The sequence below is a fragment of the Peribacillus sp. ACCC06369 genome (assembly GCF_030348945.1).
Classification (GTDB): Bacteria; Bacillota; Bacilli; order Bacillales; family DSM-1321; genus Peribacillus.
The window spans coordinates 1,591,095-1,606,494 of sequence record NZ_JAUCEN010000002.1 but is presented as its reverse complement, the minus strand read 5'-3'; the positions used below and the strand labels follow the sequence as shown (position 1 = coordinate 1,606,494).

13 protein-coding genes are annotated in these 15,400 nt (G+C 43.5%); 1 reads left to right on the top strand and 12 read right to left on the bottom strand.

All coding sequences use genetic code 11. The features are described from left to right. Positions 1–290: 290 nt before the first annotated feature. The gene (locus tag QUF78_RS08720; RefSeq protein ID WP_289324349.1) at positions 291–2,012 is read left to right on the top strand and encodes an Rqc2 family fibronectin-binding protein; all 1,722 of its coding nucleotides are present in this window, start codon (positions 291–293) and stop codon (positions 2,010–2,012) included. A gap of 57 nt (positions 2,013–2,069) precedes the next feature. Here QUF78_RS08720 and pyrE read toward each other — a convergent pair whose 3' ends face one another. The 12 genes from pyrE to lspA form a co-directional block, all read right to left on the bottom strand. Further along, a complete protein-coding gene (gene pyrE / locus QUF78_RS08715) occupies positions 2,070–2,705 on the bottom strand; it encodes an orotate phosphoribosyltransferase (RefSeq protein ID WP_370014377.1) in 636 nt (211 codons plus the stop codon). Next, positions 2,702–3,415: an orotidine-5'-phosphate decarboxylase gene (gene pyrF / locus QUF78_RS08710; protein ID WP_289317207.1), complete on the bottom strand. Its 714-nt coding sequence runs from the start codon at positions 3,413–3,415 to the stop codon at positions 2,702–2,704. The genes pyrE and pyrF overlap by 4 nt, the downstream gene beginning before the upstream one ends. Then, positions 3,387–4,328 carry a dihydroorotate dehydrogenase gene (locus QUF78_RS08705; RefSeq protein WP_289317208.1) on the bottom strand — a complete coding sequence of 314 codons (942 nt, stop codon included), beginning with the start codon at positions 4,326–4,328 and terminating at the stop codon, positions 3,387–3,389. Before QUF78_RS08705 ends, pyrF begins: the two co-directional genes overlap by 29 nt. Next, on the bottom strand, positions 4,325–5,104 hold the full coding sequence (locus QUF78_RS08700; RefSeq protein WP_289324348.1) for a dihydroorotate dehydrogenase electron transfer subunit: 780 nt from the start codon (positions 5,102–5,104) through the stop codon (positions 4,325–4,327). Before QUF78_RS08700 ends, QUF78_RS08705 begins: the two co-directional genes overlap by 4 nt. Then, the gene (gene carB / locus QUF78_RS08695; RefSeq protein WP_289324347.1) at positions 5,101–8,307 is read right to left on the bottom strand and encodes a carbamoyl-phosphate synthase large subunit; all 3,207 of its coding nucleotides are present in this window, start codon (positions 8,305–8,307) and stop codon (positions 5,101–5,103) included. Before carB ends, QUF78_RS08700 begins: the two co-directional genes overlap by 4 nt. Further along, entirely contained in the window at positions 8,286–9,392 is a 1,107-nt protein-coding gene (locus tag QUF78_RS08690; RefSeq protein WP_289324346.1) for a carbamoyl phosphate synthase small subunit, read from the bottom strand. Before QUF78_RS08690 ends, carB begins: the two co-directional genes overlap by 22 nt. Beyond that, positions 9,389–10,675, bottom strand: coding sequence for a dihydroorotase (locus QUF78_RS08685; RefSeq protein WP_289317211.1), 1,287 nt, complete (start codon positions 10,673–10,675; stop codon positions 9,389–9,391). The genes QUF78_RS08690 and QUF78_RS08685 overlap by 4 nt, the downstream gene beginning before the upstream one ends. Next, positions 10,638–11,573, bottom strand: coding sequence for an aspartate carbamoyltransferase catalytic subunit (locus QUF78_RS08680; RefSeq protein WP_289324345.1), 936 nt, complete (start codon positions 11,571–11,573; stop codon positions 10,638–10,640). The genes QUF78_RS08685 and QUF78_RS08680 overlap by 38 nt, the downstream gene beginning before the upstream one ends. A gap of 202 nt (positions 11,574–11,775) precedes the next feature. Next, on the bottom strand, positions 11,776–13,065 hold the full coding sequence (locus tag QUF78_RS08675) for a solute carrier family 23 protein (protein WP_289324344.1): 1,290 nt from the start codon (positions 13,063–13,065) through the stop codon (positions 11,776–11,778). Positions 13,066–13,242: 177 nt separating this feature from the next. After that, positions 13,243–13,788: a bifunctional pyr operon transcriptional regulator/uracil phosphoribosyltransferase PyrR gene (pyrR, locus tag QUF78_RS08670; protein ID WP_289318440.1), complete on the bottom strand. Its 546-nt coding sequence runs from the start codon at positions 13,786–13,788 to the stop codon at positions 13,243–13,245. A gap of 193 nt (positions 13,789–13,981) precedes the next feature. Beyond that, positions 13,982–14,899, bottom strand: coding sequence for an RluA family pseudouridine synthase (locus QUF78_RS08665; RefSeq protein WP_289324343.1), 918 nt, complete (start codon positions 14,897–14,899; stop codon positions 13,982–13,984). Next, positions 14,892–15,362 (bottom strand): signal peptidase II, encoded by a 471-nt coding sequence (gene lspA, locus QUF78_RS08660; RefSeq protein ID WP_289324342.1) that lies wholly within the window; start codon positions 15,360–15,362, stop codon positions 14,892–14,894. Before lspA ends, QUF78_RS08665 begins: the two co-directional genes overlap by 8 nt. Between the last annotated feature and the right edge of the window lie 38 nt (positions 15,363–15,400).

Here is a 15,400-nt window from a genome sequence, read left to right as displayed (position 1 = left end):
GCTCTTCTTCCATGATTATTCAGACTCGTCCAAAATAATGCTATAATTAAACAGAATTGCGGAAAGAAGAACGATTCGGATAATATAATGAATGAACGACCGCCATTAATGATGAATGGTCTAAATTTGCAATTAATCTCAGGAACCTAACAAAAAGCATCCATTCAATATACCTGAACTGCAGCTTTTCACCCAGTTCGCTACAGCTATAATGGACAGCCCTGATGCATTGCTAACGCCTAGCAAAATGAGTATCTTAGAAAATCTTATGTAAAGGAAGTAAAAATAGAATGTCATTTGATGGATTATTTACGAAAGCGATGACGGAAGAAATCGCTTCTTTATTAAAAGGTGGACGAATCAATAAAGTACATCAGCCTTATAAAAATGAAGTAATACTGGTTGTTCGTGCTGGAGGTAAGAACCATAAGCTCTTATTATCGGCACACCCAAGTTATTCAAGGGTGCAATTGACCGAGGAAAGTTATGAAAATCCTAAAGAAGCACCCATGTTCTGCATGCTTCTTAGAAAGCACCTCGAAGGCTATACGATAGAAGATATTTATCAGTATGAACTTGATAGGATGATCATTTTTGAGGTGAAGGGCCGCAATGAGCTTGGCGATGTCTCTCAAAAGCAATTAATCATTGAAATTATGGGGCGTCACAGCAACATTGTTTTAGTCGATAAAGAACGGAATATGATTTTAGACAGCATTAAGCATGTTTCCCATGCCGTGAACAGTTATCGGGCGATATTGCCAGGCCAGGAATATAAGGTGCCACCCGCACAAGCAAAGGATAATCCCTTCAATGCTACTGAAGACGATATTAGGAAGAATATTGACTTCAATGCAGGAAAACTAGATCGACAGCTTGTTGCCCATTTTTCAGGAATTTCACCATTGGTTGCAAAGGAAGCCGTTTACCGGGCTGGATTAGCCAACAGCACCACCCTTCCATTAGCTTTTTCAGGCCTTATCCAAGAAATCTCGGAACATAAATATGCTGCGTCGATCAAACAAGATGGCAATAAAGAAGTTTTTTATATGCTTTCACTAGAGCATCTAACAGGAAAACAGCGTACGTTTTCTTCATTAAGCGAGATGCTCGACCGCTATTATTTCGGAAAGGCAGAACGAGATCGAGTTAAGCAAAAGAGTCAGGATGTAGAACGTTTCATTTCCAATGAAATCGAAAAGAACTCAAAAAAAATCGGCAAGCTCGAACGTACATTAAAAGATACGGAACGGGGAGAACAGTATCAATTATTCGGTGAACTGCTTACAGCTAATCTATATCAAATGAAAAAAGGCATGAAGGAAATCGAAGTCGTCAATTATTATGATGAAGAACAGAATACGGTCACCATTCCGCTTGACCCCTTAAAAAATCCATCCGATAATGCACAAAAGTACTTCTCTAGATACCAAAAGTCCAAAAATGCAGTCGGTGTCGTTCAAGAACAAATTGAAAAGACAAAATTGGAATTGACCTACTTTGAAGCCTTGCATCAGCAGCTCCAATCAGCTTCACCCAAAGATATAGAGGAGATTCGCGAAGAACTTCAGGAAGAAGGGTACATTCGGCAAAAAAAGAAAAAAGGCATGAAAAAGCCTGCAAATGCAAAACCGCAGCTTGAAACATATTATGCTACGGATGGAGATCTCATTTTTGTCGGAAAAAATAATAAACAAAATGATTATCTAACGAATAAGTTTGCACGCCGTGATGAAATATGGCTTCATACCAAAGATATCCCTGGATCCCATGTTGTGATTCGAAATGAATCACCAAGTGAAAAAACGATAAAAGAGGCAGCCGTATTAGCAGCTTTCTTCAGTAAAGCAAAGCAATCGAGCTCAGTGCCCGTTGACTTCACACAAGTTCGCCATGTTAAGAAACCGAATGGCTCAAAGCCCGGTTTCGTGATTTATGAGCAACAGCAGACCGTATATATTACACCAGATGCCGATATCGTCATTCGCTTAAAGGAAGCGGTAAAGGATTGAATGGTATATAAATAAATAGAGGTGGCCCAATCCTGTGTGATTGGGTCACCTCTATTTTCATGCTGAAATCCAAGCGGTATCTGCCGGATTCTCCCGCCATTTTTTCAACTTTTCCAATTCATCTTCTGTGATATACCCTTTTTCATTAGCGACTTTTATCAAAGTCGAGTAGTCACTCAACGAGTGGTTAGTGATGCCCGCAGCATCGAATTTTTCTTTTCCCTTTTCCAATTCGTAAGTAAAGATCGAAACGACTCCAAGAACATCACAACCAGCTTCTTTCAACGCGTTAACAGCAGTAATCACACTGCCGCCGGTTGAAATCAAGTCTTCCACAACAACCACTTTTTGTCCTGGAACAGCGCGGCCTTCGATTTGATTACCCTTTCCGTGCTCTTTAGCTTTCGAGCGGACATAGCACATCGGTGCATTTAATTTTTCACTCACCCAAGCAGCATGCGGAATGCCAGCAGTTGCAGTGCCTGCGATCAGTTCAACCTCAGGGAAATGCTGTTCAATCAATCCTTTCAAACCTTCCGCTATTTCATTGCGAACCTCTGGGTATGAAAGGGTTAAGCGGTTGTCGCAATAAATGGGTGATTGAATTCCTGATGCCCAAGTAAAGGGGTCATTCGGCTGTAGGTACACTGCTTTTATTTCCAATAAATGTTCAGCTATCTTTTGATTTATCATGATATTCCCTCCCAAGCTGCTTTCATATCCAAATACGCCCTTAATGGATCTTTCGCCCCCGTTATGGCTCTCCCTACAACGATGGCATCCGCTCCAAAATCCCTTGCCTGTTCAGGCGTGGCAATTCTCTTTTGATCATGCGTCTGTCCACCTGCACTTCGGATTCCAGGTGTGACCGTTAAGAATTCATGTCCGATGCGTTCATGTATGTTCTTTACTTCATGTGTGGAACAGACGACGCCATCCAATCCAGCCTGTTGAGTAAGTTTTGCATAATGGAGGACCGAATCCTCCAGAGATCCGGCAATGTTTTGCTCATCATTCATTTGTTCTTGTGACGTGCTAGTCAGTTGGGTAACCCCTATGCATAACGGACGCTTTTTACCAGCGGACGTTCCTTTATCAAGACCCTCCATAGCTGCTTCCATCATCTTTTGGCCACCCGCCGCATGTACATTGACCATGTCAGCTCCTAAAGTTGCCAAACCTGTCATGGCCATTTTGACAGTATTCGGAATATCATGAAGCTTCAAGTCCAAAAACACATCGTGGCCTTGCTCTTTTACGAAAGAAATAATTGATGGTCCATTCTGATAAAATAATTCCATCCCCACTTTTACAGCAAGTTTTTCCGAGGGGAACTGTTTAAGGAATCTCTCTGTTTGAATGAGATCAGGGAAATCAAGAGCGATAATTAATGACTGCTTCATTCTGCTTCCAGCTCCTTCCGGTACATTCTGAGATATGGTCAAATCCCAGCTCATCCAACAATTTCGGTAAATCTTCTATGATGGTCGGGCATACGAAGGGATCCACGAAGTTGGCAGTTCCCACCGCCACAGCACTGGCACCTGCATAGAAAAATTCAATGACGTCTTCTGCTGTAGCGATTCCGCCCATTCCGATTATTGGAATCGACACTTGCTGGCTTACCTCATAAATCATCCGGAGAGCAACCGGTTTTATTGCAGGACCAGATAACCCACCCGTTCTGTTCGAAAGGATCGGCCTGCCAGTTTTTAAATCCAATCGCATGCCGACTAATGTGTTTATCATTGTCAACCCGTCGGCTCCGCCTTCTTCTACAGCTTTGGCCATTTCCACAATGTTACTGACATTCGGTGAAAGCTTTACATATACAGGAACCGAAGATACTTCCTTGACCGCCTTGGTTACCTCTTTGGCAACTTCCGGTACCGTCCCGAAAGCTATGCCTCCTTCTTTTACATTCGGACAAGAGATATTCAATTCGAGTGCTTTTACATTCCCGACCTTACTAATGTCACTGGCTACCTTTACATAGTCAGCTATTTGTGAACCCGCAACGTTGGCGATGATTGGGACATCATACCCACCTAGCCATGCCAGTTCTTCACTGATGACCTTTTCTAAACCTGGATTCTGCAGCCCGATGGCGTTCAGCATTCCCGAAGAGGTCTCCGCTACACGCGGAGTCGGGTTACCGAACCTCGGTTCAGGAGTGGTCGCTTTGATCATGATCGCTCCAAGAATATCCAAGTCGAAAAATTGACTGTATTCACGGCCGAAACCAAAGCATCCAGATGCTGGCATGACCGGGTTTTTCAAGTGTAATCCTGGTAACTCAACTGAAAGCCTGTTCATAATAGCACCTCTCCTGCCCGGAATACGGGTCCATCACTGCATACCTTTTTATAACTGAAACCAGTTGGATCATCCCCTGTATGACATACGCAGGCAAAGCATGCACCGATGCCGCAACCCATCCTTTCCTCGAGGGACAAGAAAAGTTTTTTCTCACGATAGCCCGCTTCCAATGCTTTTAACATTGGTGTAGGGCCGCATGAAAAGATCGTTGCAAACTCCTGCTCCAGGTTGTCAATCACAGTCGTAACAAATCCTTTTATCCCATATGAACCATCCACTGTGGCAATATGGGTATCACCTAATTCACTAAACTCTTTTTCATAAAAGATGGCTGACTTGGTCTGGAAGCCCAATACATGGATTACCCTGACACCATTCGCAACCAACATCTGTGATAATTGATACAGGGGCGGGACACCAATCCCACCACCAACCAATAACGCTGTTTCGCCCTTCTTCGCTTCATGAACGGGAAATCCATTGCCAAGGGGACCAAGGATATCGACCGCTTCTGCTTGTTTACGCTGTGATAACAACGTTGTTCCTTTACCTTCAGCCCTATAAATCATCGTGAACTGTTTTTCACTGCCATTATAAGAAGAAATTGAAATCGGGCGTCTTAACAATGGCTCAGTACCATCTGTTGTCTTGACTTGGACAAACTGGCCTGGTTGCTTCATCTCTGAAACCAATTCACCTTGCAGAGTAAGTTCAAAGATGGATGGAGCCAGTTCTTTATGAGTTAACACCTTCATTCTTTCCTTCTTGATCATATATAGCTCACCTCACGACTTATTTCCGTTTTTCCCATCGCTTCTGCCGAGAAGGTCATGGATTCTATCACTCTTAAAATGGCTTCTGCCGTATCGAGTGATGTTAGGCATGTCACTCCATTTTCAACCGATTCACGTCGGATTCTAAAACCATCGCGTTCCGGCTGCTTTCCTTTGGTCAAAGTGTTAATGACAAATTGTGCATCCCCGTTTCGGATAACATCCAGTAGGTTTGTACCTTCTTCGCCAATTTTACCGACAATTGCAGTCGGGATGCCGGATTGCTCCAATAGGGCAGCAGTTCCGCTGGTGGCTATCAGCTTGAAACCGATATTATGGAAACGTCTTGCTAAAAGCAGCGCCTCTTGCTTATCTTTATCGGATATCGTCAATAAGACCGAACCATGCCCTTCAATTTTGAAGCCGGAAGCGACCAGGCCTTTATATAAAGCCTTTTCAAGTGTGCTATCTTTCCCCATTACTTCACCAGTCGATTTCATTTCAGGTCCAAGCGAAATGTCCACACCTCTTAATTTCGCAAAAGAGAAGACCGGCACTTTCACATAGACCCCAGATTGTTCTGGCACTAATCCTGATTGGTAACCTTGGCTTTCAAGCGAGTGGCCCAAGATGACCTTCGTTGCTAAGTTAGCCATCGGCACATTCGTAATTTTACTTAAGAATGGAACGGTTCGGCTAGAACGTGGATTTACTTCAATGACATACACTTCTTCATTGCTGATGACATATTGAATGTTCAAGAGACCAATTATATTCAAGCCTTTTGCCAATCGGGTCGTATAGTCGATGATTACTTCTTTTTGTTTTTCCGTTAAATTTTGAGGCGGATAGACTGCAATCGAATCACCGGAATGGACGCCGGCACGTTCGATATGCTCCATGATCCCTGGGATAACGACCGTTTCGCCATCGGAAATGCCATCGACTTCGACTTCCTTACCCGTCAAGTAGCGGTCTATCAGGACAGGATGATCTGGATTTATTTTCACGGCATTTTTCATGTAATGCAGCAATTCCTCTTGTTTATAGACGATTTCCATCGCTCTTCCTCCGAGTACGTACGATGGCCTTACTAATACCGGGTAACCAATGTCTTCGGCAATGACGATCGCTTCATCAACCGATGTTGCGGTTTTACCTTTTGGCTGCGGAATGCCTAAATCCTTAAGTGCCTTTTCGAATTTATTACGATTTTCCGCCCTATCCAGGTCTTCAAGTGAAGTACCAAGGATCTTCACTCCTCTTTCAACAAGACCATCTGCAAGGTTAATCGCTGTCTGTCCGCCAAACTGGACGATGACCCCTTCTGGTTTTTCCAAATCGATGACATGCATGACATCTTCAAGAGTCAATGGTTCGAAATAAAGTTTGTCGGAGATACTGAAGTCCGTTGAAACTGTTTCGGGATTGTTGTTAATGATGATCGCTTCATATCCCGCTTCTTTAATTGCCCATACCGAATGTACGGTCGCATAATCAAACTCTACTCCTTGCCCTATCCGAATTGGGCCAGACCCCAGAACAATGACACTTTTCTTGTCAGTAACGATGGATTCATTTTCATCTTCGTAAGTTCCATAAAAATACGGTGTTTCCGATTCGAACTCGGCAGCACATGTATCGACCATTTTGTAAACAGGGATGATCCCTTGCTTTTTCCGGTACTCATAGACGTCAATTTCGGGAACTTCCCAGATTTCTGCAATCGTTTTGTCAGAAAACCCTAGTTCTTTAGCCTTTTGCAATACTTCACTATCAAAGGAATGTTCTTTAAGTTCCTTTTCAAAGTCGATTATCTTTTTCAACTTATGCAAGAAGAATAAATCGATCTCGCTCCATTCGTGAATGGTTTCGATCGTCTTCCCTCTTCTTAATGCTTCGCCGATATAGAATAACCGTTCATCTCCAGCTTTTCGGATCCGTTTCTCTATTTTTTCATCCTCAAACTCGTCATTCAATTCAAGATGGTATATACCCGCTTCAAGGGAACGAACAGCTTTTAAGATGGATTCTTCGAATGTACGGCCGATTGCCATGACTTCTCCGGTCGCTTTCATTTGTGTCCCGAGCCTGCGGTTGGCGCTTTCGAACTTATCAAAAGGCCAGCGCGGAATCTTTGTAACGACATAGTCCAGGGCCGGTTCAAAGCTCGCATAGGTTTTACCTGTGACCGGGTTCATCATTTCATCAAGCGTCAAACCAACTGCTATCTTTGCTGCAAGCTTTGCAATTGGATAACCTGTTGCTTTTGAAGCAAGTGCCGACGAACGGCTGACCCTTGGGTTCACTTCAATGACATAATATTGATAGCTGTTTGGATCTAGCGCAAGCTGAACATTGCATCCACCTTCAATTTTCAAGGCACGGATAATCTTCAAAGACGTATTTCTGAGCATTTGATATTCTCTGTCACTTAAAGTTTGGCTAGGTGCGGCAACTATCGAATCGCCAGTATGGACACCGACAGGGTCGAAGTTTTCCATATTACATACAACTATTGCATTATCATTGGAATCACGCATCACTTCATATTCAACTTCTTTGAACCCGGCAATGCTCTTCTCTAGCAGACATTGGTGAACTGGACTGCTTTTCAGGCCACCCTCAACAATCTCAATCAGTTGCTCTTCGTCATCACAAATCCCACCGCCTGTTCCGCCAAGCGTGAAGGCAGGACGAACAATGACCGGATAGCCGACTCGTTCCACGAATGTATAAGCCTCTTCCAAGTTATGAATGATGTCGCTGTCTGGTACTGGTTCTCCAAGATCGTTCATGAGGGTACGGAACAGGTCACGATCTTCCGCTTGTTGGATGGCGGAAAGTTTCGTCCCAAGGATCTGTACATTGCATTCTTCAAGAATTCCCGCTTCGGCAAGTTCGACAGCCATGTTCAGGCCAGTCTGTCCGCCCAAGGTAGGTAACAGTGCATCCGGGCGCTCTTTACGAATGATTTTGCTGACAAATTCCAATGTGATCGGTTCGATATAGACCGCATCAGCCATTTCACTGTCAGTCATGATTGTGGCAGGGTTGGAGTTGATCAGGATCACTCGATAACCTTCTTCTTTTAAGGCTATACATGCTTGGGTTCCTGCATAATCGAACTCGGCGGCCTGTCCGATGACGATCGGACCGGAACCAATTACTAGGATGCTTTTTATATCAGTGCGTTTTGGCATGTTTTTTCCCCCTTGGTGTTTGCAGCTTCAATCATTTGTAAGAATTCATTGAATAAGTAGTTTGCGTCTTCCGGCCCTGGTGATGCTTCCGGGTGATATTGTACGGTGAAAGCTGGATATTTTTTATGGCGCAGTCCTTCAATCGTATCGTCATTCAATGCTGTATGTGTCACAATAAGATCAGTCTTTTCAATTGAAAACTCTTCTACTGTATATCCATGATTTTGAGATGTGATGGATATCTTCCCGGTGCGAAGGTCTTTAACCGGATGATTTGAACCTCGATGGCCGAATTTTAATTTTTCCGTATCCGCCCCGTTTGCAAGTGCGAATAATTGATGTCCTAAACAGATTCCAAATAATGGCACTTGCGTTTGGATTGTACGGATCATTTCAAGTGTCTCATGAACACTTTTCGGATCCCCAGGACCGTTTGAAAGCATCACACCATCTGGATGATATTGCATCACTTCCTCGGCAGTGACGTTATAAGGCACAACCACGACATCACAGCCGCGCTTCGTCAACTCACGTAAAATCCCATGCTTCATGCCATAGTCTACAAGAACTACCCGCGGGCCTCTGCCCGGGCTAGAATAAGGTGATTTTGTTGAAACCTGTTTCACTTGATTAGAAGGAATCACCGTTGCTTTCAACTGGGAAACAACCTCTTTTGCATCTTTATTGATATTGCAGAGCGCTCCTTTAAGTGCACCTGATTTCCTGATGATCCTTGTCAGCTTTCTCGTATCGATTCCGCTTATTCCAGGTATGTTCTTCATTTTCAGATATTCATCTAGGGATGTTTGGCTTCGCCAGTTAGAAGGAAGTTCTGCTGTTTCCTTAACAACGAATCCTGCTATCGCTGGATTGATGGATTCAAAGTCATCCCGGTTTATCCCGTAGTTCCCGATCAATGGATACGTAAGTGTAACGATTTGACCGCAATAAGATGGATCGGATAGAATCTCCTGGTATCCTGTCATTCCTGTGTTAAAAACGACTTCACCTATTTTTTCTACGTCCCCTCCGAATGCTTCCCCAAGGAAAACCGTTCCATCTTCTAAAATAAGCTGTCTTTTCATCCTTGAACACGTCCTTTTTCCCAAGCTGTTTTTCCTTCTGCAATCGTCATGACTGGCCAGCCATAACATTTCTTTTCATTAAAAGGTGTATTTTTCCCTTTTGAAGCAAACTCTTCATTATTGATTTCTTTTTCCGTTTCCAAATCGATGAGCACGATATCGGCAGTAGCACCTTCTTTAAGCTCTCCATATGGAAGGGAGAAACATTCAGACGGTTTGATTGTCAGGAAATCGACTAATTGCTTTAATGTTAAGACGCCCTTTTTGACCAATTCGGTATAAAGCAGCGGGAAGGCCGTTTCCAATCCTACTATTCCGAAAGGTGCTAGCTGCATTCCCTGCGCCTTTTCCTCAGCCGCATGCGGGGCATGGTCTGTTGCTATAAAATCGATGGTTCCGTCAAGCAGTCCTTCTATCAACGCGTCCCGATCTTCACGGCCCCTTAAAGGCGGGTTCATTTTATAATTCGTATCAAGTCCCGGTATATCATCTTCACACAATAATAAGTGATGCGGTGTAACTTCGGCTGTGACCCGGATACCGGCGCGTTTGGCATCCCTTACCGTTCTAACCGATTCCTTCGTGGATATATGACAAACGTGATAATGGCAATCCGCCGCTTCCGCAAGGAGGATATCCCGGGCAATATGTACAGCTTCACATACCGACGGAATTCCATTGATCCCCTGTTCCTTTGAGAATCTTCCTTCATGGACGGAGCCTTTATTGATTAAGCTATTATCTTCACAATGAGCAACTATGGCCATATCCTGAGCGGCTGCCCGCTTCATGGCCTCCAGCATCATCCCAGCTTCTTGAATTCCTACGCCATCGTCCGTAAAGGCGAAAGCACCCGTTTGTTTTAATGAAGAAAAGTCGGTCAATTCCTTGCCAGCTTCCCTAATCGTTATGGATGCATAAGGGAGTACCCGGACATGCGCCGTTTCTTCAATTTTCCGGTTAAGCGCTTCAAGGTTTTCCACTGTATCAGGAACGGGCCGAGTATTAGGCATCGCCGCTACAGTAGTGAAACCGCCTCTTGCCGCTGCAAGCGTTCCACTTGCGATTGTTTCCTTGTGTTCACCGCCCGGTTCGCGTAAATGGACATGCAGGTCAATAAATCCCGATGTAATGAGTAACCCTTCAGCGTCAACTACCTTACAATTTTCCGTAGCCAGGTTCTCGCCGATTTTTGTGATGACCTTTCCTTCTATTTCGATGTCCGCTTTTTTGAATGAGTTTTGATTATCTAGCAATACTCCATTTTTGATTACGGTTTTCATGGATGATTCCCCCTTCAGATTGTTCAAGCACATTTTTTAATACGGCCATTCTGATGAACACGCCATTTTCCATTTGTTTGAAAATTCTTGAGCGGCTGCATTCGACTAAATCACTGTCTATTTCAACACCGCGGTTTATTGGTGCAGGATGCATGATGATCGCATCCGGTTTCATATTTTTTTCACGTTGTTTGGTCAGGCCGAAACTTTCGAGATAATTTCCGTTTGCCTGATCGTATTTTTCATTATGCCTTTCATGCTGGATTCTGAGCAGCATGACCACATCCGAAGTAGCTACCGCTTGATCGATGTCTTCATACCTTCCTAAACTGTTTGTTCTGTCAAACCATTCAGGCGGACCTGAAAATACGACATTCGCTCCTAATCGAGTTAATGCTTCTGCATTCGATTTCGCAACCCGACTATGCCTGACATCCCCGATTATCGCAATTTTCAGACCTTCGAAACTTTTAAACTCTTGTTTTATCGTCAATAAGTCCAGTAATGACTGGGTTGGATGATTCCCGCATCCATCCCCTGCATTGATTATCGGGATCCTTATCCTCCCTTTCAATTCGTCAAAATAATTATCCTGCTCATGACGGATGATCAAGGCATTGATGCCTATCGCTTCTAACGTTTTAACAGTGTCATATAAGGTTTCGCCTTTTAACACGGATGATGTACCCGCATCAAAAGGAATGACCTCAAGGCCCAGTTTTCTTTCAGCCATTTCAAAGCTTGATTTTGTACGTGTGCTTGGTTCAAAGAAGAGATTGGCAACTGTGGTCTGCTGTTTAGGATTCCATCCCGAGCCATTGGCAAATCCCTCAGCCTCGTCTAGAATTCTTTCAATTTCAGGTATAGTCAATTCATTCATCGTCAATAATTTTTTCATCGATCCTGCTCCTTTCACATTTGTGATGCGGGGCATAAAAAAACACCCCGCCATTAAGGACAGGGTGTAGGTCATAAAGAAGCGTGAGGTCACGGAATGGTTATAACAACCTATCCCGTTCTCATTCATCTTTACAGCAACACCCTTTTAAGCCTCTCTGGACTTCTTTTAAAAGGTGATCTATTGTTTAATGCAGTTTCACTTATTTTTCAAAGATGTCTCCTGATATTTTTTCCCTGTCAGGAAGAATCAAGTTAAGAAGGATTCCGACGATGGCTGAAAGTGCCATTCCGGAAAGCGATACCGTGTCCGATAGTTGTACGAACGCTCCCCCGATTCCTAACACCAGGATGACTGAAGCTATCATCAGGTTTCTTTTCTTGTCAAAATCAACCTTATTATCAATCAGCATCCTTAATCCACTTGATGCGATGATACCGAAGAGTAAGATGGAAATGCCGCCCATTACAGCTGTAGGTATCGAGCTGATGACTGCTGATATCTTACCGTTAAAGCCAAAGATGATCGCAGTTAACGCTGCCCCTCCGATGATATACACACTAAATGCCTTTGTCATCGTAAGGACCCCAATATTTTCACCATATGATGTCAGCGGTGGACCACCGATGAACGAACCAATCATGATTCCTGCTCCATCTCCTAAAATCGAACGATGCAAACCGGGCTTTTCCAAAAAGTTTCTGCCAACTACTTTGCTCAGTACCATCTGGTGCCCGATATGTTCTGATAAAGTCACGATGGCAACGGGTACCATGATGGCAATGACCTCCCATGAGAAGGTCGGTGTATAGGTTACATATGGAAACATGAAGTCAGGCATTTCCCACCATTGTGCTGACTTGATAGGTTCATAATCTATTATTCCTGCAACTGCCGAACAGCTGTAGCCCACTATGATTCCCATTAAGATGGGAATCAAGTTGATGAATCCCTTAAAGAACACGTTGCAGATAATGGTTACCGCTAAAGTGATCAGCGCTATAACTATATATGTGACGCTGTATTTATCTTGTGGATCATACATTGCCATTTCCACGGCCGTTCCGGCAAGGCTTAATCCGATTACGATAATGACCGGACCCACCACAACCGGAGGAAGTAAATTCATTAACCAGCGCAACCCGACTTTTTGGATGATCAAAGCTACTATCCCATATATGAATCCTGCTGCAAAACAGCCGATCATGGCCGCCTCCGGACCTCCTAAAGCCTTTGCCGCGATGATTGGCGTAATGAAGGCGAAAGATGAACCGAGATAAGCAGGTATCTGCCCTTTGGTAATCAATAAGTAAGAAAGTGTGCCTAATCCGCTTGAAACCAGTGCTACCGCTGGACTTAACCCTACCAGGAATGGCACTAGCACCGTTGCACCGAACATGGCGAACAAATGCTGGATGCTTAACGTAATCCACTGGCCAACCTTTGGCACGTCCTCGACATCCAGTACGATGTCACTTTTTGTTTCTTCCATTTTCGTATCCCCCTCATGAAAATTGCATCAAAACTGCAAAAACCCTCTTTGCAGTATATACAAAGAGGGTTTCTCAGAAGGTGAATGCCTATGCATGGCACAACTCTCCCGATTGACTCCCCTTTGCCAGCCTCTCTGGACTGTCTTTAAAAGGGTGATATGAAATTTTCATGTTGTTTAGTTTTCTAATATAGTAACTTGATCTACTTCATCTACTTCTGTTAAAGTAACGGTAATTTTTTCAGATTGGGAAGTCGGAACGTTTTTCCCGACGAAATCTGCACGTATAGGCAGTTCCCTATGTCCCCTATCCACTAATACGGCAAGCTGGATTTGCGAAGGTCTTCCCAAATCCACCAGAGCATCCATTGCCGCTCTAACGGTCCTGCCGGTGAAAAGGACATCATCCACTAAAATCACTTTCTTGTCGCTGATATTGACCGGGATGTCTGAACCTTTTACGATGGGTTCCCCATCATTGGTCTTTTTTGAGAGGTCATCGCGATAAAGTGTAATATCCAGTTCACCCAGCTCTATTTCCTTACCTTCTATTTGATTGATGCGCTTTGCGAGTCGGTCAGCAAGGAAAATCCCGCGTGTGCGTATCCCGATTAAGACGCAATCTTCAATCCCCTTATTCTTCTCAATAATTTCATGGGCAATTCTCGTCAAGGCTCTGCTAATGGCCTGCTCATCAAGTACTATGGCTTTCTCATTCAACATGTCGGCCACCCCGATTCCTTTTTTCTGATAGGTCTGTTTCAACAAAAAATCCTCATGCCAAGAAGGCATGAGGATTTTATCGCCATGGGTATAATTATCCCACATTGCGTATCCGTTTCCTTCTCAGTCTCTCTGAACTGTGTTAAAGGTTCTTATTAAGTTGTTATTATAATATATCAGAAAAACGTATTTGTCAATCCTTACTTCTACGTAATTGATTAATTAGATTTTCAAACTCTTCCGGAATCGGAGCTTCGAATTCCATATACTCATTCGTACGTGGATGAATGAAACCAAGAAGTCCCGCGTGCAATGCTTGTCCATCTAATTTCAGGGTCTTTTTCGGACCATATTTCGGATCTCCCGCTAGTGGGAAGCCAATATATTTCATGTGAACACGGATTTGATGTGTTCTGCCTGTTTCAAGCTGGCATTCCACCAAAGTGAAACCATTGAAACGTTCGATGACCCGGAAATGTGTGACAGCATTTTTGGAATTTGAATCTGTGACAGTCATGCTTTGGCGATCTTTTTTATCCCGGCCGATCGGTGCATCAATCGTTCCGAAGTCATGAGGGATCACACCATGAACTACAGCTTGATACTTACGTGTAACCGTTTTGTCAACCAGCTGCTGTACAAGTTTTTCATGTGCCATATCATTTTTTGCAACCATCAATAGACCTGATGTATCTTTGTCGATTCGATGGACGATTCCAGGACGCATGACTCCGTTGATTCCAGAAAGATCCTTGCAGTGAGCCATCAATCCATTTACAAGCGTGCCAGATACATGTCCCGGTGCCGGGTGGACGACCATACCGCTTGGTTTATTAACAACGAGTACATCTGCATCTTCATAATAGATATCCAAATCCATTTCCTCTGCTACCGCATCCAATTCCTCAAGTTCAGGAATGGTTACTTCGATTGTATCGCCAGGGATAGCTTTGTAATTCGTCTTTATAGCCGAGCCATTTACTAAAACATGGTCATCCTTAATCCATTGCTGGACTTGAGTACGTGACCATTCCTCATTCAAAGTGGAAAGAGCTTTATCAATCCTGACTCCTTTTAGTGTTTCATCGATGCTGTATAACCTTTTATCCATTATCTTTCTCCTTAGCGTTTTTTTCTTCTAAAAACATATGAATCACGAGCAGACCGACACCAATTGAAAGCGCAGCATCAGCAACATTAAATACCGGGAAACTGTAGCTGAAAATATAGGTATGAACGAAATCCACTACTTCCTGACGAGCAACACGATCGATGAAATTACCAATCGCACCGCCTAGCATGAGAGCAAGTGCAACTCCAAGCAAACGGCTGTCCTTCGCCATTTTCTGAATATAATAGACAAGTCCAATAATGACAGCGATGGTGATGATGTAGAAAAACCACATTTGACCTTGTAGAATTCCCCATGCTGCCCCACGATTACGATGCGAGGTGATATATAGAAGGTTTTCAATAATTTCAATGCTTTCTCCGTACTCCATTTTTTTCACAATCATCCATTTTGTCAGCTGATCGAGAGCTATGACCAAAAGGGCAATCAAATAATAAAACACATTTTTTCCCCCAAACTAATCAAATCTTCACTTTTGAA

Coding starts and splice junctions, on each gene's coding strand:
- pyrE (WP_370014377.1), bottom strand. CDS start 2,705: ATGATAAATCAAAAGATAGCTGAACATTTATTGGAAATAAAAGCAGTG.
- QUF78_RS08700 (WP_289324348.1), bottom strand. CDS start 5,104: ATGATCAAGAAGGAAAGAATGAAGGTGTTAACTCATAAAGAACTGGCT.
- QUF78_RS08680 (WP_289324345.1), bottom strand. CDS start 11,573: ATGAAAAAATTATTGACGATGAATGAATTGACTATACCTGAAATTGAA.
- QUF78_RS08690 (WP_289324346.1), bottom strand. CDS start 9,392: ATGAAAAGACAGCTTATTTTAGAAGATGGAACGGTTTTCCTTGGGGAA.
- QUF78_RS08675 (WP_289324344.1), bottom strand. CDS start 13,065: ATGGAAGAAACAAAAAGTGACATCGTACTGGATGTCGAGGACGTGCCA.
- pyrR (WP_289318440.1), bottom strand. CDS start 13,788: ATGTTGAATGAGAAAGCCATAGTACTTGATGAGCAGGCCATTAGCAGA.
- QUF78_RS08685 (WP_289317211.1), bottom strand. CDS start 10,675: ATGAAAACCGTAATCAAAAATGGAGTATTGCTAGATAATCAAAACTCA.
- QUF78_RS08665 (WP_289324343.1), bottom strand. CDS start 14,899: ATGGATAAAAGGTTATACAGCATCGATGAAACACTAAAAGGAGTCAGG.
- carB (WP_289324347.1), bottom strand. CDS start 8,307: ATGCCAAAACGCACTGATATAAAAAGCATCCTAGTAATTGGTTCCGGT.
- QUF78_RS08705 (WP_289317208.1), bottom strand. CDS start 4,328: ATGAACAGGCTTTCAGTTGAGTTACCAGGATTACACTTGAAAAACCCG.
- QUF78_RS08720 (WP_289324349.1), top strand. CDS start 291: ATGTCATTTGATGGATTATTTACGAAAGCGATGACGGAAGAAATCGCT.
- pyrF (WP_289317207.1), bottom strand. CDS start 3,415: ATGAAGCAGTCATTAATTATCGCTCTTGATTTCCCTGATCTCATTCAA.